Below are 20631 nucleotides of genomic sequence, written 5' to 3' on the forward strand. Positions count from 1 at the left end.
GGGCGCCTACGCTTCGCTGCGGCGTCGGCGTCACTTCGTTCCTTTCGAACGAAGGGTTCGAATCAATCCTCTCTCTCCGCCATAAAAAAAGGGGCCCCGATTGGGGCCCCTTTTTTTATGGCGGAGAGAGAGGGATTCGAACCCTCGATGGAGCTATTAACCCCATACTCCCTTAGCAGGGGAGCGCCTTCAGCCGCTCGGCCATCTCTCCGGATTTGATCTCTTGGGGCGATTCGCCGAATCTCCGGCCAGCTGATGGTGTCTCTGTTCAGAGCACCGACCAGGTCCCCAAAAGGAGTCGAGATTGTACAGATTTATTTCCATATAAACAAAAAAAACTTTGCCTTCCGTGGCAAAGTTGTTTGCGAGGCGTTTAACCCCGGGATTTTTTTGTTCAGAACCTCTAATTAAGAGGATTCTTCACTTTGTTCTCTTTTAATGCGTTCGTAAATCTCTTCCCGATGAACAGTAACATCTCGTGGTGCGTTCACACCGATTCGAACTTGATTACCCTTTACCCCTAGAACGGTAACGGTGACTTCATCTCCAATCATTAAGGTTTCGCCAACTCGGCGAGTCAGTATTAACATTTCCAGTCTCCATGTGTTTCCTTCATTTATTGGTATTCTCCTGTAGAAATTCCCACAGACTTATACCATTGCCAACCAAGCCGCCGCAGATACGGGACTGGTAAAACTATTTTAGCAATAGCAAGAGACGTTAAAAAGGGAAAAAAGTACTGAAATGATCAGAAAACTCCCTGTTTAAGCAAGTTTCAAGCAATTTTAGGATCATACTTCTTTTTCCAGCTCGAATGCGTCGTGCAGTGCACGCACACCCAGCTCAAGGTACTTCTCATCAACCACCACGGAAATTTTTATTTCAGAAGTCGATATCATACGAATGTTGATACCATCTTTTGCCAGAGCTTCGAACATTTTGCTAGCAATTCCCGCATGTGAGCGCATCCCCACACCGACCAGGGAAATTTTCACAATACGATCGTCTGCCAGCACCTCCCGGGCACCCATTTCATTCGCTGTCTGTTCCAGGATCTCTTTGGCCCGCTTGAAATCCACCCGGTTGACGGTAAAGGTGAAGTCGGTGCGACCGGTGTCGTGGGAGATATTCTGAATGATCATATCGACTTCGATGTTCTGGCTAGAAATCGGCCCGATGATCTTGTGCGCCACCCCGGGCTGATCCGGAACACCCAGGATCGTCAGTTTGGCCTCATCGCGATTGAACGCGATACCTGAAATCTTTGCCTGTTCCATGTTCTCTTCCTCAAAGGTGATCAGTGTGCCTTCGCCCTCTTCAAAGCTGGACAGGACACGTAGGGGAACATTGTATTTTCCGGCGAACTCAACCGCCCGAATCTGAAGTACTTTTGAACCGAGACTGGCCATCTCCAGCATCTCCTCGAAGGTGATGCGCTCGAGCCGTCTGGCGTTGGGCACAACCCTGGGATCGGTGGTATAGACACCATCCACATCGGTATAGATCTGACACTCGTCCGCTTTCAGCGCCGCCGCCATGGCAACCGCTGTGGTGTCCGATCCGCCACGCCCCAGGGTGGTGATGCTGCCGTGCTCATCCACTCCCTGGAAACCGGCCACGACGACCACACGATCCTTATCCAGGTCCGATTTCACACGAGCGGCGTCAATATCCCGAATACGCGCCTTGCTGTGGGCGCTGTCGGTCAGAATGTGTACCTGTCCACCGGTGTAGGAGCGGGCGTCACAACCGATCTTCTGCAGGGCCATGGAGAGCAGCGCAATCGTCACCTGCTCACCGGTTGAGACCAGTACGTCCATCTCACGGGGAGAGGGTCTGTCATCGATTTCACTGGCCAGACCGATCAACCGATTAGTCTCACCCGACATTGCCGAGACGACCACGACAACCTGATCTCCCCTGTCGCGATATGCTTTGACCTTTTCGGCGACGACTGAGATACGCTCAACACTGCCGACGGAGGTACCGCCATATTTTTGCACTATGAGTGCCATGTCTGTTCAAAGTCCTGTAAAAAGTGTGCCAATAAAAAATTGCTCATTTAACACCATTGGCAGATGAGTTGAAACACACAGTGCATCACAACTCATCTAAAAGTGTCATGAATCCGCAGGTTTAGGGAATATTAACAGATGCTCAACCGAGTCTCTCTCTGACCCAGGGTTCGACCAACTCCAGAGCCTGAGGTATGGCATCCGGGTTGCTGCCACCCGCCTGTGCCATATCGGGACGACCACCACCCTTACCGCCCACCTGTTCAGCAGCCAGTTTGACCAGATCGCCCGCTTTCATGCTGCCGGTGAGATCCTTGGTGACACCGGCCACCAGTGAGACCTTGCCGCCCGCCACGGCAGTCAACAGAATCACCGCCGAACCCAGTTTGTTCTTCAGCTGGTCCATGGTCTCGCGCAGGGATTTGGGGTCTGCACCATCCAGATTGGCAGCCAGTACCTTGATCTCGCCCACGGCAACCGCAGAAGAGGCAAGATCGCTGCCGGCCGCACTGGCCAGTTTGGCCTTCAACTGCTCCAGCTCCTTTTCAAGTTTGCGGTTGCGATCGAGAATCTGTGTCAGCTTGTCTTCGATCTCGTCACGTCCTGACTTGATCATCTCGGCGACCCGCTGTACCCGCTCCTCATCCGCTTCCATCCACTCGATCGCCCGTTGACCGGTGACCGCCTCGATTCGCCGGACTCCGGCCGCGATACCGGTTTCAGCTGTAATCTTACACAGACCGATATCCCCAACCGCATTGACGTGGGTACCACCACACAATTCAGTGGAGAAATCCCCCATGCTCAGAACCCGAACATGTTCGTCATATTTCTCACCGAACAGCGCCATGGCACCGGAGTTTTTCGCCTCATCCAGAGACATGATGTCTGTGTTGACCAGATGGTTATAGCGAATCTGCTCATTCACCATCTGCTCGATGGTCTGCAGCTGCTCCCGGGTGATCGGTTCGAAGTGGGAAAAGTCGAAACGCAACCGCTCCGCATCCACCAGAGAGCCTTTCTGTGCCACATGATCGCCCAGCACCTGACGTAAGGCGGCATGCAATAGATGGGTGGCGGAGTGGTTGAGTGCGGTGGCCTGACGGGTATAGGCATTGACCTGGGCAGTCACCTTGTCTCCAACCTTCAAAACCCCCTCTTCAAGCTTGCCGATATGGGCAAACAGCTCACCGGCCTGCTTGCGGGTATCCTCGACCTCGAACAGCAGGCCGTTCCCCTCAAGCACACCCAGATCGCCTACCTGACCACCGGATTCCGCATAGAACGGGGTATGGTTGAGAAATACCATACCCTGATCGCCAGCAGCCAACTGATCGACCGACGCACCATCCTTCGACAGTGCGACAACCTCTGCGGCCTCTTCAAGCTCTTCATAACCGGTGAATCGGGTCGCTTCATCCAATGCGATATCAACAGCGTCACCGGCAACGAACTGACTGGCGGCCTGAGCCCGCTTGCGCTGCTCGGCCATCGCCGTTTCAAAACCGTCCTGATCGACACTCAGTTCGTGCTCACGGGCGATATCCGCTGTCAGATCCTTGGGGAAACCGTAGGTGTCGTAGAGTTTGAACACGGTCTCGCCGGGAATCACTTTGCCCTGAAGACCACTGATCGTCTCTTCGAGGATCTTCATGCCCTGCTCCAGGGTCTGGGCAAAGCGCTCCTCTTCCAGACGCAGGACCTTTTCCACCTGGGATTGCTGTTTCACCAGTTCAGGATAGAAATCGCCCATCTCCTGACAGAGAGGTTCCACCAGTTGATAGAAGAAGGCCTCCTTCACACCCAGCATGTAGCCATGACGAATGGCCCGGCGGATGATACGGCGCAGCACATAGCCTCGTCCCTCGTTGGAGGGCAATACACCGTCAACAATCAGGAAGGCGCAGGAGCGGATATGGTCAGCGATGACCCGCAGGGACTTCTCCTGCAGGTTGTCACAACCGGTAACTTTTGACGCAGCTTCGATCAGATGGGCAAACAGATCGATCTCGTAGTTGCTGTGGACATGCTGCAAGACGGCGGCAAGCCGTTCCAAACCCATACCGGTATCCACAGAGGGCTTGGGCAGTGGGGTCATGACACCATCCGCATCCCGGTTGTACTGCATGAACACCAGGTTCCAGATTTCGATGTAGCGATCCCCCTCTTCCTCAGGGGTTCCTGGAGGTCCACCCCAGATCGCTTCACCGTGATCGTAGAAAATCTCTGAACAGGGCCCACAGGGTCCGGTATCCCCCATCGACCAGAAGTTATCGCTCTCATAGCGTTTTCCGCCGGGTTTGTCCCCGATGCGGGTGAAACGGGCTGGGTCGACACCGATCTCATTGAGCCAGATTTCGGCGGCCTCTTGGTCATCCTGATAGACGGTAACCCAGAGCTTTTCTGCCGGCAGACCAATGGTTTCGGTGAGAAACTCCCAGGCATACTTGATCGCATCCTGTTTGAAATAGTCGCCAAAACTGAAATTGCCGAGCATTTCAAAGAAGGTGTGATGACGGGCTGTGTAGCCCACATTCTCCAGATCGTTATGTTTTCCGCCTGCCCTGACACAGCGCTGCGAACTGGTCGCCCTGGTGTAGTCCCGTTTCTCCCGACCGAGAAAAACATCCTTGAACTGCACCATGCCGGCATTGGTAAATAGCAGAGTTGGATCGTTTTGCGGAACCAGTGGGCTACTGGCCACAATCTCATGCTGATGTTGGGCAAAATAGTCCAGGAAGGCTCTACGGATTTCAGCGCTGGTCTTCATCATTTCGGCGTAAAATTACTGATAAAAAACAAACGACAAAAGATAGCAGGAACGGAGAAAAAAAGCCCGTTTTGTTGCACTAAAATTTCTCGTGTAACTGTTCACGTTGAAAGCCGCCATTTACCCTCTCCCCGGGAATCAGGCTTGTAACCCCCTCTATCTTGATGGGAGAGGGGTTGGTGAGAGGTTGAAGGCAGGCGTTAGGGTCGTTGAAGCGTTGACTGCACTCTCCCATCAATCCCTGCATTGCGGAGTTTTAATACTGATAATTGTACAGATAAATACTCCCCCTCTCCCCCGGCCCCTCTCCCGCAAGGGGAGAGGGGAGCTACTCTCTCATCAGGGTTTGAGACTCTGGTGAATTGTGCTTCTTCCGGCCTTCAGTCTCGGCTGTGGAATGCCTTTGATGCCTCAAATCGCAATTGGTCGGAGATAAGGGCTCCAATGAATCCGCTATCACCATCGTGATTGAATTCAATAGGATTAAGAGTGACAGGATGTAGCCATGTGAATTGGCTGACAAAACCCTAATGGAAATGATTCACAGCTCAATCCAGCAACAGACGACGAATCATTTCACTGGGAAAACCGCGGGATTCCAGGAAGCGGGCCCGTTTCGCCAGCTCCTTGTTCGACTCCGCCCTGATGGCACCATATTTGGCATCGTGGACCTCTCCCAGCAGCTGTTGCCACTGATCCTCATAAGGCACCAGCACTTCGTCAATCATAAACTGACTGATGCCCCGCTCACGCAGCTCCAGAGCGATGCGCAGCGGCCCCTGACCTTTTCTCACCCGGCTCTCGACGAACGATTCAGCGAAGCGGCCATCACTGAGCAGGGATGCGCTTGTCAGATCATCCAGAACCTGCTCGATCAGCGCCTCATCGTAGTGCCGACTCAGCAGCTTACGTCGCAGCTCTTGCTGGGAGTGTTCCCGTGCGGCCAGTAACCTGACCGCTGCGGCTTCGATTTCCGAATAATCGGGCTGGTTCAGCTTTCCGCCTCTTCCAATGCCTCTTCCGCCTCGGGAGAAGGCAGCAGCTCAGCCCGGATCCGGGTTTCGATCTCATCGGCGATTTCGGGATTCTCTTTGAGAAAGTTACGAACGTTCTCCTTGCCCTGGCCGATACGATCACCGTTATAGCTGTACCAGGCGCCGGATTTGTCGACGATACCCTGCCGTACACCCAGCTCGATGATCTCACCCTGATGGGAGATGCCCTCGCCATAGAGAATCTCAAACTGCACCTGTTTGAACGGCGGCGCCACCTTGTTTTTAACCACTTTGACCCGGGTGTCGTTACCCACCACCTCGTCACCCTTTTTGATGGCGCCGATGCGACGGATGTCGAGACGAACGGATGAGTAGAACTTAAGGGCGTTACCACCGGTGGTGGTCTCCGGACTGCCGAACATCACACCGATTTTCATGCGGATCTGGTTGATGAAGATCACCAGGCAGTTGGTCCGCTTGATATTGGCAGTCAGTTTACGCAGTGCCTGGGACATCAGACGGGCCTGCAGTCCCACATGGGAGTCACCCATGTCGCCTTCGATCTCCGCTTTGGGCGTGAGCGCCGCCACCGAGTCGATGACCACCACATCCACCGCACCGGAGCGCACCAGCATGTCGGTGATCTCCAGCGCCTGCTCGCCGGTATCCGGTTGAGAGACCAGCAGTTCGTCCACATTGACCCCCAGTTTTTCCGCATACTGAGGATCCAGGGCATGCTCAGCATCGATAAACGCCGCGGTGCCACCCATCTTTTGCGCCTCGGCCACCACCTGCAGAGTGAGGGTCGTCTTACCGGAGGACTCAGGACCGTAGATCTCGACCACCCGGCCCTTCGGCAGACCGCCGATACCCAAGGCGATATCCAGTGTGAGCGAGCCGGTGGAGATGGCTTCAATGTTTCTTATGGAACTGGTGTCGCCCATACGCATCACAGAACCTTTGCCGAACTGCTTCTCAATCTGACCCAGAGCGGCACTTAAAGCCTTTGCACGGTTATCATCCATTCGGTGGATCCTCATCTGTAAACTTTTATCGTTGAAATTGATGGCGGGATTATCACACGGCCACAGGCTCAAGTCATGAGCCTCAAAAACCGATACTTCAAATTATTTTGCTATGTTCAACCTAAGGTATTGGTTTCCCAATAGAATCGATAATCAGCGACTTCCCACCATTCACAATAGAACATTTTGAGTACCTAAGGTTAGCGCAAAACCGACCTATGAGGCAACCGAATCCGCCCGCTGTGTCGCCTTAGAAATCCAATCGGAAGCGCGTGTCTTCTCAAATCTGGCCAGCCATAGGGACAACCCCAGGGTAAAACCCAGGATCAACAGGGAAGCGACAACCACACCGGACCACCCCAGCCAGCGCCAGAAGGGCTCGAGATAGAAGCCACCCAGTGTGGCCCCGGCATAGTAGAACATCAGGTAGAGAGAGGTAGCGCTGCCCCGATTCCGCTTGGCATGGCCGGCGACCCAGCCCGCAGCCAGGGAGTGGCTAAAGAAAAAGCCGAGCGCATTGATGAACAGACCGGTAATAATCCAGAACAGCTGCTGGTTAAGGGTCATCAGTGTACCGCACATGAACAGCACGATCCCCACCCCCATGGCGATGGGTTGGGAGCGGTTTCTCACCAGCCGCCCCGAAAGCGCTGCTGCCAGGGTGCCGGAGAGATAGGTCAGAAACAGCATACCCAGCCACGAGGATGAGAGTCCGAACGGTTCCGCTGCCAGCACGAAAGTGATGTAGCTGTACTGATTCACAAAGATCATGAAATTGAGGCCACCAACAAAACAGGCAGCCAAAATCAACGGATTGCGCAGATGCGTGGCCAGAGCGTGAATTACCGGGGATGGCCGAAACGGCTTGGGCTGGAATCGACTGGAGGGCGGCAGCAGCCAAATCACCACAACCACACACAGCAGATCAAATCCCGCCAGTACCAGAAAACTGCTTGACCAGCCCCACTCGGCCGCTGCCAGACCGCTGATCAAGCGTCCGGAGACCCCTCCGACTGAATTGGCGCCGATATAGAAACCCACCGCCAGCAGCAGTCCCTGGGGCTCAAACTCCTCCCCCATATAGGCCATGGCGGCTGCAGGCAGTCCGGCGATAAAGACCCCTTGCAGACCTCGCAGTATCAGCAGTGTGTGGTAATCGGTGACAAATGCCGTGGCAAAAGTCGTCAGGCACAAAAGCAGCAGACTGGTATGAATAACCACCCGACGACCGAATGCGTCCGACAGGGGACCAAAAAGTAACAGCGCTCCGCCCAGGGAGAGTGTGGCAACCGAGAGACTCAGGGTGGCCTGCAAGGAGTCGATATCAAACACCTCTGCCAACTGGGGGAGTAGCGGTTGCGTGATATAGAGATTGCTGAACACCATTACCGAGCCAATGCAAAGGGCCAGGGTGGCGCGCCAGAAGTCTTTGCTGTGGGTCTGAATCATCTTGTTGATTACGTGGTTGTTTCTGTATTGAGATTAGTCAATCAATGCCTATAATGAAAATATATTATTTATATATTTTTGATATTGTTTGAATATGAATTTGAAACAGCTGAGTTATTTCAAGGCGGTGGTCGAGCAAGGCGGTTTCAGTGCCGCAGCCCGCCATCTGCATATTGCCCAGCCCGCCATCAGTATCGCGATCCGCAAACTGGAGAGTGAACTGGAGTTGACTCTGTTGCAGCGCAGCGAGCGCCAGATCACCGCCACCACCGAAGGTGAAGTATTGCTGCAACATGCGAATCGACTGCTGGAACAGGCCAGTATCGCCAATCTGGAGATGAATGAGCTCAAAGGACTGACCAAGGGCGAGGTGCGAATCGGTATCCCGAGCATGCTGGGCTCCTACTACTTCCCACCTTTTCTGATGGGATTCAAACACCGCTATCCGGAATTACGGCTCTCGGTATTCGAACAGGGTACCCGACGTCTGCAGGAGATGATCCGCAGCGGTGAACTCGACTTGGGTGTGGTGGTGGCGGATGCCCCACCCGCCGATCTCGAGACCCGCTTTCTGACCCGTGAAGAGATGGTTGCCTGTGTTCCCAAAGAGCACCCTTTTGCCAATAAAACTTCGATCACCATGGATGAGTTTTTCAGTCAGGAGCTGGTGGTCTTCAAGCCGGGCTATTTTCTGCGGGAATTCATCGATGGTTTCAGCGAACAGCGGGGCGAAGCGCCAACCATCGCCTTCGAGACCAATCTGATTCCCCTGACAAAAGCGATCGTCCGCCAGGGTTTCGGTATCACCACCTTTCTGCGTATGGTTGTCGAACAGGATGCACAACAGGACCTGGTGGCCGTGCCATTTTCAGATCCTGTCCACCTGGATCTCTCCCTCGCCTGGAAAAAGGATGGTTACCTCTCCCGGGCCGATCGGGCATTCGTGGATTACATACTGGAGCATGTCAGCCATGAATGAGTGCTGGTCCATGAAAACGGTTTACTGAGTAATTTAAAGATTATTAAGCCTATTCCACCAAACCAGCCTAAGCCAATGGCCAACGTTGCAGAATTTTGTAGCGGCTCTGGTTCGGTTGGGGATTGTTCGATGATGCCAGCACGAACTCTTTGACCGGCCATTGGATGGGTTGCGCCAACTGCCAGGGGGAGATGCGCTGGGCCTTGCGGAAGAGGGTCACATGGGGTTTATAGAGCCGTTGCTCTGGTTCGAAACCGCATTCTGTGAGTTGTTGTTTCAAGGCATCAACCAGTTGGATCAACGGCTCAGGTGTCGACTGAGGTGCGAGCCAGACAATCTTCGGCCTGGGCCAATAACCTGTGTGATCTAGGCTCAGTTCGAACCTTTGGCCGGAGAGTGACTCGGCCACCTGCTCGATGCAGGCAGGTTTTCGTCCCTGGAGCTGTCCGAGAAATACCAGGGTCATGTGCAGATCGTCCGGGTGGTGTCGATGCCCTTTCACCTGTGGACCCATCGCCAGCTGTTGCATCAGTGTCTCTCTCACTTCCACCCCGGGCCAGAGGGCGAAAAACAGGCGCTGGTCAGACATTTTCAACCAACCTGATCAGTTGGCGCAGGGCATGCTCCACGGTTTGCAGCCTGACCTCCTCCCGGTCCCCCGCGAAGCAGCACAGTTCAAGCAGAGGATCCCGATTGGTCGTCTGCCAACTGAAACAGACCGTACCTACCGGTTTATCCTGACTGCCTCCCCCGGGTCCTGCAATGCCACTGACCGCCAAAGCCAGATCCGCACCACTCTGCTGTAATGCACCTTGGGTCATCTCTCTCACTGTCTGCAGACTGACTGCTCCAAACTGCGCCAGGGTCTCAGCGCTGACCCCCAACATGGACTGTTTGGCCTGATTACTGTAACTGACATAACCCCGGTCGAACCAGTCGCTGCTACCGGGCAGATCGGTCAAAACCTTGGCCACCCAACCTCCGGTACAGGATTCGGCGACCACCAGGCGATCACTCCGGGCTCGCAACAACTCTGCAAGCTCAAGGCACAGCCCATGAATCTGTTCAGTTGAATCGATCATAACCATTACGCCAGAAAGAGGTTGTTATGCAGGCTGCCGCAATTGAATGAACGCCAATTACGATTTAAACCAGGCACCACAATTCCACTCAGTCAATCTGTCTTGACCTTGAGTTTTTTCTGCTTGATCCCTTCACTATCGGCCGCTGTCCAGGTGATTCGCAGATTCAGCCGATGCTTTTCCGAATCCTGCGAAGCGGTCACTTTAAGCTGCAGTAAACCATCGGGCTTTAACTCCATTTCATCTTCATCATCACTGAGTACCAAACTGCCTTTACCGATACCCTGGGTGATCGATTTCAACAGGCGTTCTATGGAAGCACGATCCTGCAGGGATTCATGTCGAAAACTCTTTTTGCCTTGCCTCATGAGCTTTTTCTCTTGACGATGATTGATTTTGGATCGAACACCTTGATCTGAGGGTAGTCGGTACTGATCCCCAACACCAGTCGATCGGGATGGAATATGGTCACGGCTGCTCCCTCCCCTATCAAGCCCTCTTTTTTGCGTGAGTGGCGATCGATGGTCGTGTCACACTCAAAGTTGAGCATACCTTTGCGCAACATGATTCGTTGGCCGTGGTAGCGATTGGCATGTCCATGCACGATCGCATAGATTCCTATTTCATTCATCAGTCTGACTCCTTTGCGGGTCAGCGGCATATCCACATCCCGATACTTGGTTCTGATCAGATTGGCCAACGGCCCGTAGTAGAATTCAAAGATCTCATCATCCACATCCTCCTTGAACTGTTTGTTGAGATATTTGACCCCTTTGCGATTGATCAGCTTTGCCATTCGGTCGTCGATACCCGCGTGGACGAACAGGAAAGAGCCATGATGAACCGCCAGTTTCATCTCTTTGAAGAACCAGTTGAACTCACCGTCATCCTTGAGAAACAGACTTTGCCATTTGAGTACCGCCGCATAGGCCTGACGTAGTGACAAGCCGGCCTTTTCACAATCAGATTCGAATGAATCGATCTTCTCTCTCAGCCGTTTCAGCTCTCTGGCCATGCGATTGTCCGGCATGACCCAGCTCGCCATCTTCGGGAACTCTTTGAACCAGCGCTTCGGCGGGTAGAGCAGACGTCGACAGTCACGGGTTGAAGGAATCCCCTGCAAAGCGGATCTGTCCTGCAGATACTGATCGGCAATCTCACGCAACATCGGGATTGCCTTACTGCCCATGCGAATAAAGAAGTGGTCATGTCTCGGATCAGGCTCCATACCGACCGAGGAGATACCCAGTTTGATGCGAATATCGTGATTGCCGGCCAGGATGGTGATCCTCGCTCCCAGCTTCTTCAACTGGCGGATGACCCGCAACAGCCGCAGATTGCTTGGCCCTTTGTCAAAACAATCTCCACCGATCACGAAGCTGGCCTCTCTGCCACGACGGGTCAACTTCAGGTCACCATCCTGATCGCCGGTTTTCCTTACCCCGCCGGAGGCAACCAGTGAGGAGATGAAGGCATCTGCATCCGCGTGCAGATCTGAAAAGAAGAACAGCTCCCGTTTTGGCCATTGCCATTTCTCCTTACCCAGTACTTCGGTCAGCAGATACTCTGTGGTATTACGTTGCCCGCGCTCCTTGACGATGGAACGATGCTTGCCAAGCGGCCAGAGTTCACTGGATGTGGGTAGATCAGGCTTGATCCACTTCAGCCCCCGGTATTTGGGGAGTCGTTTGTGATGATACTTATCGGTTTTGTTATCAGCGCTAATCGACAAATGCCTCTCCTCGTGAGCGGACCTTCCATTCCCCGGTTAGATGACGCCAGGATCCTGCGTAGCGGCGCTCAAGAAAAACTGGTCGACAATGATACATACTCAAAGCCGCAATCTGATCAAATTCCAATATCCCCAGATGGTGAGCAGCATGGCGAAATGCCGCACCATGACCAACAAATAGTTTGACGGTATCGGTATCGACCCGCTGCTGTAACTCGGCAAGCCTATGATCCAGATGACGAGCCACTCTGACGCCCGCCTGCATCAGTGATTCAGCACCCTGCAGAGGCAGTTGGTAGTGGCTGTTCGACTTCCAGTCGGCCGGCGGCGTTTCAAAACGCGGATCATCCTGGAGTATGGATTCGATGGTCTGCCGGGTCAGATTTGCCGCAGACCCCATACTGCGTTCGGCCAACTCATCAAAGCCCTCGATCGACAATGGTGATGAGATTGCGTCACTGAAACCCTGGCGGATGACTTCGGCGGTTTGCCAGCCACGTAACAGATTGGAACTGTCGATCACAGGACAGAGATCCCAGTCAAACATCTGTAGCGCTCCACTCAGCAGCGTGACAGAGCGTCTCGCCTGTTGACGGCCCTGCTCAGTCAGAGGAAAGGGTTGCCAGGCACTGGGGGTATCCTTCAGCTGATGATAATCTCCATGCCTTAACAGAGCCGCAATGACACTAGGCATCGGATATCAATCCGGATGGTGTATAACGGAATGGTAAGCACTTCATCACTTTTTGGATTTCTGTTTTTCAAGCATTTTTGCCAGTTTCTTGATCATTGGTTTAAGCTCAGCCTGTTTGATACGCTCGATCGCTTCATCTGGCGAGAGCCACTCCCGACCCCGATGACGCTCTTCCCACTCATCTTCCGGAATCAGATTTTTGACCAACATTGGATAGACCTGAACGGAACACTCGGCGCCCCATTTCTCATATTTGTAACTGCCGAGGCTTTCACTTCCCACGTCACCTTCGACACCGGCCTCTTCAAATGCCTCTTTTGCCGCGGACGCCTGCAGGGTCAGCCAGGGCTCACTGATCCCTTTCGGCACCACCCAATGTTTCTGTTTACTGGAGCGGACCAGCAGAAACTCCGGCTTGCCATCCTTGATGCGATAGGGAATCACAGAAGATTGATTATAGTAGTAGGCGGGACGATCCCGCATCTCCTTGCTGGTGGGATCCGGAAATGGGAATTTTTTATCCAGACTGCTGGCGCGGATTATGGAATCCAACTTACCATCCCCCGGACGTAGTTTTTTCCAGTCGTTGGGCATACTGATTCTGGCCAGGGTTGCGGTGGGGATCAGTTTGCCATCCTTTGGTAAGGGAATTCGCTTACCCTCCAGATACTCGGTCAGGGCTTCGAGACCGGGATTATGACCAACCATCAGCACCCGCTTGGCGCTCTTCGGCGTTTCGGCAAGTACCTGCAGCAGGTCTTCAACCCTCGCGGCATAAATACGCCGATCCTGGGTAATCTTGTCGGCATCCTGCCCCATCACCTTGACTGCCTTCTGTGCCGTGATGATGGCCCGCTCGGCAGGAGAACTGACCACATAATCGGGCTGAAGCTGATATTGCAGCAACCAGACTCCGATGCGTTGCGCACCCCGTTTGCCACGATCCTTGAGTGGACGCTTAAAGTCCTCTACCTGTTCACTCCAGTCAGACTTTCCGTGCCTGAGTAACAACAATTCACGTGCCATCGTCTCTCTACCTCTTAGGGCCTGTTATCTCTTCTCTACAACCATTTGAAGGTGATGCCTTATACACCATTTTTGAAACTGACCTGTCCATCCTATTCAACACAATCTATCGACTAAGTGCCGCCCCATTTGGCGATACAGAGCTCGGTCAAGGCTGCAAAATCCAATCCACCACACACCTCATAGACAGGGATTCTATCCAATAATGCCAGGTAGGGCTCGGTGGCCAACGGCGCTTCATCCTGTAAAAAGTGACCTGATTGATCCTGATAGAATGGCCCGGGGGACTTCATTACCGCCTTCAACAGCTCTTCTCTTCCACTGATTGAAACCTGGCTCATACTAACCGGCTGGTCAGAGTCCCGATGCCAGTTGAGGATAATCAGCCCAGCCAAAGGCACCGCTGTCGAGGTATCGATCCGACCCTTGCCGTAGAACTGTTCGACATTCACATCAAACTTCTCTTCCAGTTCCCACAACGTCTGTTTCGGCATCGCCAACAGCTCGCTGCGGCGAGGCTCATCGATGAGTGCCTGCAGGCGTGGATTATTGACCACCGTACCGGGATTGATCCGGGGCAGCTTGGGGATGCCGACAGCCTCGACAACCTCATCCGATTCACGCAGAAACAGCCGATCATTGGTCAGAAAGCGGCTCTCTGGATGCTCCATCAGATGCAGCATCAAAGTCGACTTCCCACCACCGGAAAAGCCGGCAACCGCTACCGCATTCTTGCCCAACATCAGAGCGGCAGCGTGACAGATCAGCCAGTGTCGGTTCTGCAACCAGTTCATGATCTGGGAGTTGATGAAATTGACCAGTTGATTGTCATAGGTCAGACAGGGCCCGGCTGCAACACAGTGATCCCGGCTCTGCAGAAACAGCATGCCGGTACGCACTTTAAGAATCATACGACCATCCTGCAGCTCCAGGTAGGCATCCTTGCGGCCGGTCTTTCCAGGCTCCCGTTTCCAATCGGTAAACTGGATACCTGTCTCCAACACATCGCTCTCAATGGCCACAATCTCCAGTGCATCGTCGGCCAGCCGTTGCGGTAGGTAGGAAAAGTAGTCAGCCAAGCGGGTCAGCAGTTGCCGGCTGTTCGAGTTGATGGCGACCGATAACCCGCCCAGATTCAGATAGAGAGGGGTTTCACACAAGGTCTGCTCCTGCATCAACAGGGCAGCGGCGGTCTTACTCTCCATCTGACGGTGTTCATCTGCTGGTTGAGTCACGATGATAACGCCTCCATAACATGGGCAACATAACGGGAAGGCACATCGATCCCCATCCCTTCATGGGCGCCGCGAAAACCGCCGAATGCGGAAACCTCGAAGACCACCGGCCCCTGGTCCGTCTCGGCCACATCCACGGTGGTGAAATCGAGCCCGAAGACCGCTTGCGCCCGCCTGGCCAGTTCGATCAGCTCATCACTGGCCTGATAACCTTCATAGTGCCCACCACTCAGAATGGTTGTGTTCCAGACACCTTTTTTGCCCACCCGGGCATAGGCCCCCAGATATTCACCGGCCAGAAATACCATCCCCAGATCCTTACCCGGCAGTTCGCGCTTCTTCTGGATATACATCACCGGATTCTGCTCGCGGAATTCGGCAATCTGTTTAGCCACCTGCTCAGAACCGCTCTGATGCTCGATTAGGGTCATACCCCTTGCCTTGGTGGAGTAGAGCGGTTTGAACACAGCCGCCTGAAACGCCTCGACTGCCTGGGCGGCCGCTTCGGGATCCTCGGTGATACGGGTCTCCGGCATGGGAATCCGGGCATTGTAGAGGGACATGGTACAGCTGAGTCGGTCGATCAGGCGGATGATCCGCTCAACCTGACTGAATACCCGTACCCCGGCCAGCTCCAGTTGCCGCAACATCTCCAGCCTGTCGAGGGTATGGGGGCTGTACTGCGCACTGATCTTTTTCACCAGCAGCGCATCGAGCCGGGTCAGATCCTCTCCCCGATAGAGCAACCTGCCACTGTCCAGCTCCGCAGTCACTTCCGCCATATCGATGACCAGCCGGTAGCCGGTCGCCTCTGCCACCGCATCGGCCAAGACTTCCGTCGACCATTTACCGGGTATACCGACAACCCCGATTTTCGGTTTAACCAATGAATATCTCCTCTATGGGTACCTTGAAACGACGTTTGGATTTAGCATTTGCCGCAAGCAGCTGCTCCATCAGATAACGTGCCCGGTAGAACATCGCTCTGGAGAGCGATTTGTCGAGAATAAACCGGGTGGAACTGACAAAGGAGCGTATCAGGCCCAGCGCCAGTCTGACCTCGAACTCCTCATCCTTGACCTTTTTCGAATAGCCACGGGCAAAGCGGTAGATGCCATGGCTGATGATCGCAATACGCTGTCGCACCCTGGGATCGAACACCTGCAGACGATAGTTCGAAATCATGAAGACTGTGATGTCCTGCAGATAATCCATATAGCGTGATCGATGCAGATCGATAAAGTTGATCCGTTGCTGCTGTTGATCGTAGATGATGTTATCGACGTTGAAATCTCCGTGGATATAGACTGAGAACGGCGCCTGGATATCAGCTTCAAGCTTCTGAACCTGTGTCAGCAGTTTGCTGAATGAGGGCAGCTTCTGGCCGCCGATGGCCAGGTTGTTCTGCTTGAATTCAGGATGTATGGCATACACATCATCCATACGTTTGGCGAGTTGATCCATATAGTTGGCTGAGACCGGTTTGGCCGTTCGGGTCTCATCCCAGACCTGTTTCAAGGTCTCGGTAAGATGGGTGAAGCTCTCCTGAAACAGCTTATCGGAACCACTCAACAGAATCTGCTCGAAGGTCTGTCCGGCCAGATGTTCGATCAGCATCGCTGCTGAATCGCCGCTTTTTTTATAGGCCAGGATTTTCGGCGCCAGACCGGGAAATATCTCGTGCCAGTCGTTAACCCGCTGTTTCTCCTCCTTGAGTTTACGCTTGCCTCCATCCTTGAAGACCCCGTGATAGCCAGATTCACCGGTACTGGCCACCGCATTGATCGCACTGCCGGATTTGGTCTGTGCGATGGTCTGCACCTGCAGACCATCCATCTCATTCACCGCCTTCAGTTCGGTCAGGGAGGCATTCAATGTGTGGTAACGATCGGTATTGAAGTGCTGTCCCATGGCGGCCGAGATGATCGCTTCGCTGATGCGTAACAGGGCGTTACCCATCTGCTCGATGTTACGGCCCAACATGATCAGGGAGATATGATCCGCCGGATACTTATCTTTCTTCAGAAGTTTCGAATAGCTCAGCAACTGTTTTTGATAGGCCTGATCGAGACGCTGCTCCACCCGACCGATCTTCAATGCCCGACGGGTGTCCTTGTCCGCCAGTGCCGGCTCGATCATCTCCAATGCCTTCAGCACCCGCTCCAGCATGGGGAGATACTTGCCCCGCTTCAACAGACGTTTCTGCTCCACCTGCAGGGACTGCAGCATCGCCTCCCGGCTCAGTTCGGTGATCCGCTCCAGATGGGTGGCAACATCTTCAACCGCCCGCAGCAGTTGCTTGCTTCCGCCCTGATTGTCCGCAGCGGCATGCTCGGAGAGGCAGTGGTTGTGAATGCTCAAACGCAGATTCTCCACATAACCTTTGCGATCGAGCAGTCGGGATGGTGGTGTGTTGGCGGTTGTTGCAAGATAGTCCCGCAACACGCTCAGATGCGAGGCCGTTTCAGCGAGCAGGAATTGTAGATTGTCATTAATCGCCTTCGGTAGGGACATCTCAGTCAATCACTCCCAGATAGAGGGGTTTTACGCCTTGCAACACCGGCTGCAGATCGAGCTCAAGACTTTTTGGAAAAAGTTCGACCTGGGAAAACTCAGCAAATGGCAGCCATACCACCTCGATCTGGTGTTTGTCAGGATGAACTCCAGCGCCAGGACGATAGTCATCCGGGACGGAACAGGCGAACAGAAACTCGATCAGATGACGGCTTGAGGGGGGCTCGGTTCTGCGTTGTTTGTAGAAGTCGGCGACAGCCAACAGGCCGTCCACCACCACCCTGGTGCCGATCTCCTCTTCACACTCTCTCTGCAGAGCTTGGGTCAAGCTCTCCTGCACCTCTTGACCACCCCCAGGCAAGGTGTACCAGAAGCCCCTCTCCTGCTGCCATTTTTTCTGCATCAAAACGGCTTCATCTCGCACAATCACAGCACGCACAGCATTTCGGATATCGGCGTCCAGGCCTGTCAATTCACTTGCCTGTCTCATAATAAAGTTTAACGCACTTCTCCCACGATCTATTCGAGTAAGCTTAGAAAAACAGCACCATAATCCAGCACAGAGCCACCAGCATCAGCGATACCAGCACAGCGGCTGAACCCTGATCCTTGGCACGCCCGGAGAGCTTATGGTTCTCGGTACTGATTCGATCCACCACGCTTTCGATAGCACTGTTCAGCAGCTCCACGATCAATACGATCAGTAACGGCCCGACAAGCAGTGCCTTCTCGACTCCATTATCACCCAGCAAAAGCCCCAAAGGAGCGAGGATGATCAGCAGCAGCACCTCCTGACGGAAGGCCTCCTCGTTCTTATAGGTAGACCGAAATCCCTTCATTGACCAGCGCATTGCGTTGATCAATCGCCGGAGCCCAACATTACGTTCGCCTTGCATCACCATAATGCGGCTCCTTCTACCAGCTTAGACATAAAAAATCGACCCTGTCATAAACAAATCATGATCCTCTCATAAAACTGCAACGCAGAACCACTATGGTTCGCATCCAGTGAAACAGGGCTCGCGAGCAGCAATCTGCCCCCCTGTACTGACAAAAAAACGCCTTTTTTGGCGCGAGGAGTAATGTTTGGTCATACCGATTAAACATGGAGCAATACCAGCCAGCGTTTTTTCCGGGTCAGCCCGGAGAGCAAAGCCTCTCTCCCCCTCAATTTCTTTCTCTGTCGCGAATAGAGAAAGACTTCACATCACTTGCTCAGGCCTTGCCCGCATGGCTATAAGCAGGTGTTCAAACTGGTGTTCACAAGACCAATGCGAGAACTCCGATGGCATCACTGAAATATAAAAGTCTGTTTCTGTCCGATACCCATCTTGGACTGAGAGCCGCCCGCACCGAGTATCTGCTCGATTTCCTCAAACATACCGAAAGCGAAAACCTCTATCTGGTCGGCGATATTCTCGATTTTTGGAAGATGCGCTCCGGTTGGTTCTGGCCTTCGATTAACAACGAGATCATCAACCTGGTGATCAACAAAGCCAAGCAGGGCACCCGGGTGATCTACGTACCGGGCAACCATGACGAGCTGCTGCGCGACTATCTCAACTTCCACTTCTCGGGGATCGAGATCCACAAGGAGATCATCCACAAGACCGAGGATGATCGCCAGTTCCTGGTACTCCACGGGGATGAGTTCGACGGTGTGGTGATGAACAACAAATGGCTGGCCCACCTGGGCAGCGACGCCTACGACCTGCTGCTCTGGCTGAATCGCTGGTTCAATGTCGCCAGGCGACGTTTGGGGTTTGGTTACTGGTCCCTCTCTGCCTATCTCAAGCACCAAGTCAAAGAGGCGGTGAAGTATATCGGCAATTTCGAACAGGCGGTGATCCAGGCCGCCCGTGAACGGCAGTTGGACGGAGTGATCTGTGGACATATTCACCATGCGGTGATCAGTGATCTGGATGGTCTGACCTACGCCAACTGCGGGGACTGGGTGGAGAGCTGTACCGCTCTGGCTGAAGAGGCGGACGGCTCACTGAAACTGATCCACTGGGTCGACGAATCAATGCAACTTATCGATAAGAGAGAAGATGACTATGCGGATAGCGATACTGACGGACGCGTGGTACCCACAAATTAACGGCGTCGTACGTACGCTGAACAAAACCATTACCATCCTGGAGCAGTGGGGTCATGAGATCCTCTGCATCAATCCGGAGCTGTTTCGGACATTGCCAATGCCAACCTATCCGGATATTCCGCTCTCTCTGTTTCCCTATGGCAAAATCAAAAAGCTGTTGAATGAGTTCAATCCCGATGCGATCCATCTCTCTACCGAGGGACCGATCGGCTGGGCGGGCCGGCGTTACTGTCTGCGCCACGACTTTCCCTACACCACCACCTACCACACCCGTTTTCCAGAATATGTACGATTGCGGGCACCTATCCCTCTCGCCCTTTCCTACGCCTTCGTCAGAACGTTTCACGGTAAAGCGACCCTCACCATGGTTGCCACCAGCTCGATGAAGGCCACCCTGGAAGAACACGGTTTCAAAAATCTGGAGTACTGGACCCGGGGTGTCGATATCGACCACTTCGTACCCAGGAAGGAGAAGGCGCTGGATCTCGAAGGTCCCATCTCCCTCTACCTCGGTCGGGTTGCGGTGGAAAAGAACATCCAGGACTTTCTCGATCTGGATATCCCAGGCTCAAAGGTTGTGATCGGTGACGGACCGGCAATGGCCAGTCTCAAGAAAAAGTACCCGGATGTCCACTTCCTCGGCTACCGTAAAAACGGCGATCTGGCCAACCTGCTGGCAGCGGCGGATGTAATGGTCTTCCCAAGCCGCACCGATACCTTCGGTCTGGTGATGCTGGAGGCTATGGCCTGTGGCGTGCCAGTGGCCACCTACCCGGTGGAAGGTCCATTGGACGTGATCAAAAACGGCATCAACGGCTGGATGGACGAAGATCTCAAAACTGCGGCGACCAAAGCCCTGGAAGTCGACAGAAAGAGCTGCCGGGAGTTTGCCGAGCAGTACTCCTGGGAGGCTTGTACCCAGCAGTTTCTAAATCTGATTCAGAAGAACTGTCCAGATTCAGCGACAGAGGCTGTTGAGAAGACCAGTTAGCACAAGGGCACAATGAATCGTAA

At 53.7% G+C, this 20631-nt stretch carries 20 protein-coding genes, 1 tRNA gene and 1 pseudogene; 3 read left to right on the forward strand and 19 right to left on the reverse strand.

Features of this window, described 5'->3' with window-relative positions:
- Positions 1 to 118: 118 nt before the first annotated feature.
- The 8 genes and pseudogenes from AC4IE8_RS20035 to AC4IE8_RS20070 form a co-directional block, all read right to left on the reverse strand.
- Positions 119 to 211 (reverse strand) — tRNA-Ser (locus AC4IE8_RS20035).
- 196 nt (positions 212 to 407) lie between these two features.
- A complete protein-coding gene (gene csrA, locus AC4IE8_RS20040; protein ID WP_069126133.1) occupies positions 408 to 590 on the reverse strand; it encodes a carbon storage regulator CsrA in 183 nt (60 codons plus the stop codon).
- A gap of 201 nt (positions 591 to 791) precedes the next feature.
- Positions 792 to 2015 (reverse strand): aspartate kinase, encoded by a 1224-nt coding sequence (locus AC4IE8_RS20045; protein ID WP_068992130.1) that lies wholly within the window; start codon positions 2013 to 2015, stop codon positions 792 to 794.
- Positions 2016 to 2157: 142 nt separating this feature from the next.
- Positions 2158 to 4785, reverse strand: a complete 2628-nt coding sequence (alaS, locus tag AC4IE8_RS20050) for an alanine--tRNA ligase (protein WP_490791995.1) — start codon at positions 4783 to 4785, stop codon at positions 2158 to 2160.
- A 548-nt stretch (positions 4786 to 5333) separates the two neighbouring features.
- Positions 5334 to 5579, reverse strand: a complete 246-nt coding sequence (locus tag AC4IE8_RS20055) for a regulatory protein RecX (protein ID WP_414630418.1) — start codon at positions 5577 to 5579, stop codon at positions 5334 to 5336.
- A 108-nt stretch (positions 5580 to 5687) separates the two neighbouring features.
- Positions 5688 to 5798 (reverse strand): annotated as a pseudogene (locus AC4IE8_RS20060) (hypothetical protein); the annotation flags it as partial.
- Positions 5777 to 6805, reverse strand: coding sequence for a recombinase RecA (gene recA, locus AC4IE8_RS20065; RefSeq protein ID WP_068992141.1), 1029 nt, complete (start codon positions 6803 to 6805; stop codon positions 5777 to 5779). The gene recA and the pseudogene AC4IE8_RS20060, both read right to left, overlap by 22 nt.
- A gap of 216 nt (positions 6806 to 7021) precedes the next feature.
- On the reverse strand, positions 7022 to 8254 hold the full coding sequence (locus AC4IE8_RS20070; RefSeq protein WP_068992144.1) for an MFS transporter: 1233 nt from the start codon (positions 8252 to 8254) through the stop codon (positions 7022 to 7024).
- Positions 8255 to 8348: 94 nt separating this feature from the next.
- On the opposite strand from AC4IE8_RS20070, the gene AC4IE8_RS20075 reads away from it, so the two are divergent.
- A complete protein-coding gene (locus AC4IE8_RS20075; protein WP_068992147.1) occupies positions 8349 to 9233 on the forward strand; it encodes a LysR substrate-binding domain-containing protein in 885 nt (294 codons plus the stop codon).
- Positions 9234 to 9300: 67 nt separating this feature from the next.
- Here the strand turns inward: AC4IE8_RS20075 and thpR are convergent, their stop codons facing one another.
- The 11 genes from thpR to AC4IE8_RS20130 form a co-directional block, all read right to left on the reverse strand.
- Positions 9301 to 9822 (reverse strand): RNA 2',3'-cyclic phosphodiesterase, encoded by a 522-nt coding sequence (gene thpR, locus AC4IE8_RS20080; RefSeq protein ID WP_068992150.1) that lies wholly within the window; start codon positions 9820 to 9822, stop codon positions 9301 to 9303.
- Positions 9815 to 10315 (reverse strand): CinA family protein, encoded by a 501-nt coding sequence (locus tag AC4IE8_RS20085; protein ID WP_490791834.1) that lies wholly within the window; start codon positions 10313 to 10315, stop codon positions 9815 to 9817. Before AC4IE8_RS20085 ends, thpR begins: the two co-directional genes overlap by 8 nt.
- 92 nt (positions 10316 to 10407) lie before the next feature.
- Positions 10408 to 10683, reverse strand: coding sequence for an amphi-Trp domain-containing protein (locus tag AC4IE8_RS20090; RefSeq protein WP_068992156.1), 276 nt, complete (start codon positions 10681 to 10683; stop codon positions 10408 to 10410).
- Complete coding sequence (locus AC4IE8_RS20095) at positions 10680 to 12047, reverse strand: metallophosphoesterase family protein (protein ID WP_083226088.1); 1368 nt, start codon at positions 12045 to 12047, stop codon at positions 10680 to 10682. Before AC4IE8_RS20095 ends, AC4IE8_RS20090 begins: the two co-directional genes overlap by 4 nt.
- Positions 12037 to 12741 carry a histidine phosphatase family protein gene (locus AC4IE8_RS20100; protein WP_068992159.1) on the reverse strand — a complete coding sequence of 235 codons (705 nt, stop codon included), beginning with the start codon at positions 12739 to 12741 and terminating at the stop codon, positions 12037 to 12039. Before AC4IE8_RS20100 ends, AC4IE8_RS20095 begins: the two co-directional genes overlap by 11 nt.
- Positions 12742 to 12786: 45 nt before the next feature.
- Positions 12787 to 13767 carry a histidine phosphatase family protein gene (locus AC4IE8_RS20105; RefSeq protein ID WP_068992162.1) on the reverse strand — a complete coding sequence of 327 codons (981 nt, stop codon included), beginning with the start codon at positions 13765 to 13767 and terminating at the stop codon, positions 12787 to 12789.
- A gap of 113 nt (positions 13768 to 13880) precedes the next feature.
- Positions 13881 to 15002, reverse strand: coding sequence for an HprK-related kinase B (locus tag AC4IE8_RS20110; RefSeq protein ID WP_068992165.1), 1122 nt, complete (start codon positions 15000 to 15002; stop codon positions 13881 to 13883).
- Positions 14999 to 15889 (reverse strand): GAK system ATP-grasp enzyme, encoded by an 891-nt coding sequence (locus tag AC4IE8_RS20115; RefSeq protein ID WP_490791835.1) that lies wholly within the window; start codon positions 15887 to 15889, stop codon positions 14999 to 15001. Before AC4IE8_RS20115 ends, AC4IE8_RS20110 begins: the two co-directional genes overlap by 4 nt.
- A complete protein-coding gene (locus tag AC4IE8_RS20120; protein WP_490791836.1) occupies positions 15882 to 17516 on the reverse strand; it encodes a phosphotransferase in 1635 nt (544 codons plus the stop codon). The genes AC4IE8_RS20115 and AC4IE8_RS20120 overlap by 8 nt, the downstream gene beginning before the upstream one ends.
- 1 nt (position 17517) lies before the next feature.
- On the reverse strand, positions 17518 to 18006 hold the full coding sequence (locus tag AC4IE8_RS20125; protein WP_490791837.1) for an NUDIX domain-containing protein: 489 nt from the start codon (positions 18004 to 18006) through the stop codon (positions 17518 to 17520).
- A 43-nt stretch (positions 18007 to 18049) separates the two neighbouring features.
- Positions 18050 to 18418 carry a diacylglycerol kinase gene (locus AC4IE8_RS20130; RefSeq protein ID WP_068992175.1) on the reverse strand — a complete coding sequence of 123 codons (369 nt, stop codon included), beginning with the start codon at positions 18416 to 18418 and terminating at the stop codon, positions 18050 to 18052.
- A gap of 383 nt (positions 18419 to 18801) precedes the next feature.
- On the opposite strand from AC4IE8_RS20130, the gene AC4IE8_RS20135 reads away from it, so the two are divergent.
- Both AC4IE8_RS20135 and AC4IE8_RS20140 read left to right on the forward strand, forming a co-directional pair.
- On the forward strand, positions 18802 to 19617 hold the full coding sequence (locus tag AC4IE8_RS20135) for a UDP-2,3-diacylglucosamine diphosphatase (RefSeq protein WP_068992177.1): 816 nt from the start codon (positions 18802 to 18804) through the stop codon (positions 19615 to 19617).
- Positions 19568 to 20608: a glycosyltransferase family 4 protein gene (locus AC4IE8_RS20140; protein WP_490791838.1), complete on the forward strand. Its 1041-nt coding sequence runs from the start codon at positions 19568 to 19570 to the stop codon at positions 20606 to 20608. The genes AC4IE8_RS20135 and AC4IE8_RS20140 overlap by 50 nt, the downstream gene beginning before the upstream one ends.
- Positions 20609 to 20631: the final 23 nt, after the last annotated feature.

The organism is Candidatus Thiodiazotropha sp. AKAK2 (genome assembly GCF_058244685.1).

Coding starts and splice junctions, on each gene's coding strand:
- alaS (WP_490791995.1), bottom strand. CDS start 4,785: ATGAAGACCAGCGCTGAAATCCGTAGAGCCTTCCTGGACTATTTTGCC.
- AC4IE8_RS20090 (WP_068992156.1), bottom strand. CDS start 10,683: ATGAGGCAAGGCAAAAAGAGTTTTCGACATGAATCCCTGCAGGATCGT.
- AC4IE8_RS20105 (WP_068992162.1), bottom strand. CDS start 13,767: ATGGCACGTGAATTGTTGTTACTCAGGCACGGAAAGTCTGACTGGAGT.
- AC4IE8_RS20120 (WP_490791836.1), bottom strand. CDS start 17,516: ATGTCCCTACCGAAGGCGATTAATGACAATCTACAATTCCTGCTCGCT.
- AC4IE8_RS20140 (WP_490791838.1), top strand. CDS start 19,568: ATGACTATGCGGATAGCGATACTGACGGACGCGTGGTACCCACAAATT.
- thpR (WP_068992150.1), bottom strand. CDS start 9,822: ATGTCTGACCAGCGCCTGTTTTTCGCCCTCTGGCCCGGGGTGGAAGTG.
- AC4IE8_RS20100 (WP_068992159.1), bottom strand. CDS start 12,741: ATGCCTAGTGTCATTGCGGCTCTGTTAAGGCATGGAGATTATCATCAG.
- recA (WP_068992141.1), bottom strand. CDS start 6,805: ATGGATGATAACCGTGCAAAGGCTTTAAGTGCCGCTCTGGGTCAGATT.
- AC4IE8_RS20135 (WP_068992177.1), top strand. CDS start 18,802: ATGGCATCACTGAAATATAAAAGTCTGTTTCTGTCCGATACCCATCTT.
- AC4IE8_RS20075 (WP_068992147.1), top strand. CDS start 8,349: ATGAATTTGAAACAGCTGAGTTATTTCAAGGCGGTGGTCGAGCAAGGC.
- csrA (WP_069126133.1), bottom strand. CDS start 590: ATGTTAATACTGACTCGCCGAGTTGGCGAAACCTTAATGATTGGAGAT.
- AC4IE8_RS20085 (WP_490791834.1), bottom strand. CDS start 10,315: ATGATCGATTCAACTGAACAGATTCATGGGCTGTGCCTTGAGCTTGCA.
- AC4IE8_RS20070 (WP_068992144.1), bottom strand. CDS start 8,254: ATGATTCAGACCCACAGCAAAGACTTCTGGCGCGCCACCCTGGCCCTT.
- AC4IE8_RS20130 (WP_068992175.1), bottom strand. CDS start 18,418: ATGGTGATGCAAGGCGAACGTAATGTTGGGCTCCGGCGATTGATCAAC.
- AC4IE8_RS20045 (WP_068992130.1), bottom strand. CDS start 2,015: ATGGCACTCATAGTGCAAAAATATGGCGGTACCTCCGTCGGCAGTGTT.
- AC4IE8_RS20125 (WP_490791837.1), bottom strand. CDS start 18,006: ATGAGACAGGCAAGTGAATTGACAGGCCTGGACGCCGATATCCGAAAT.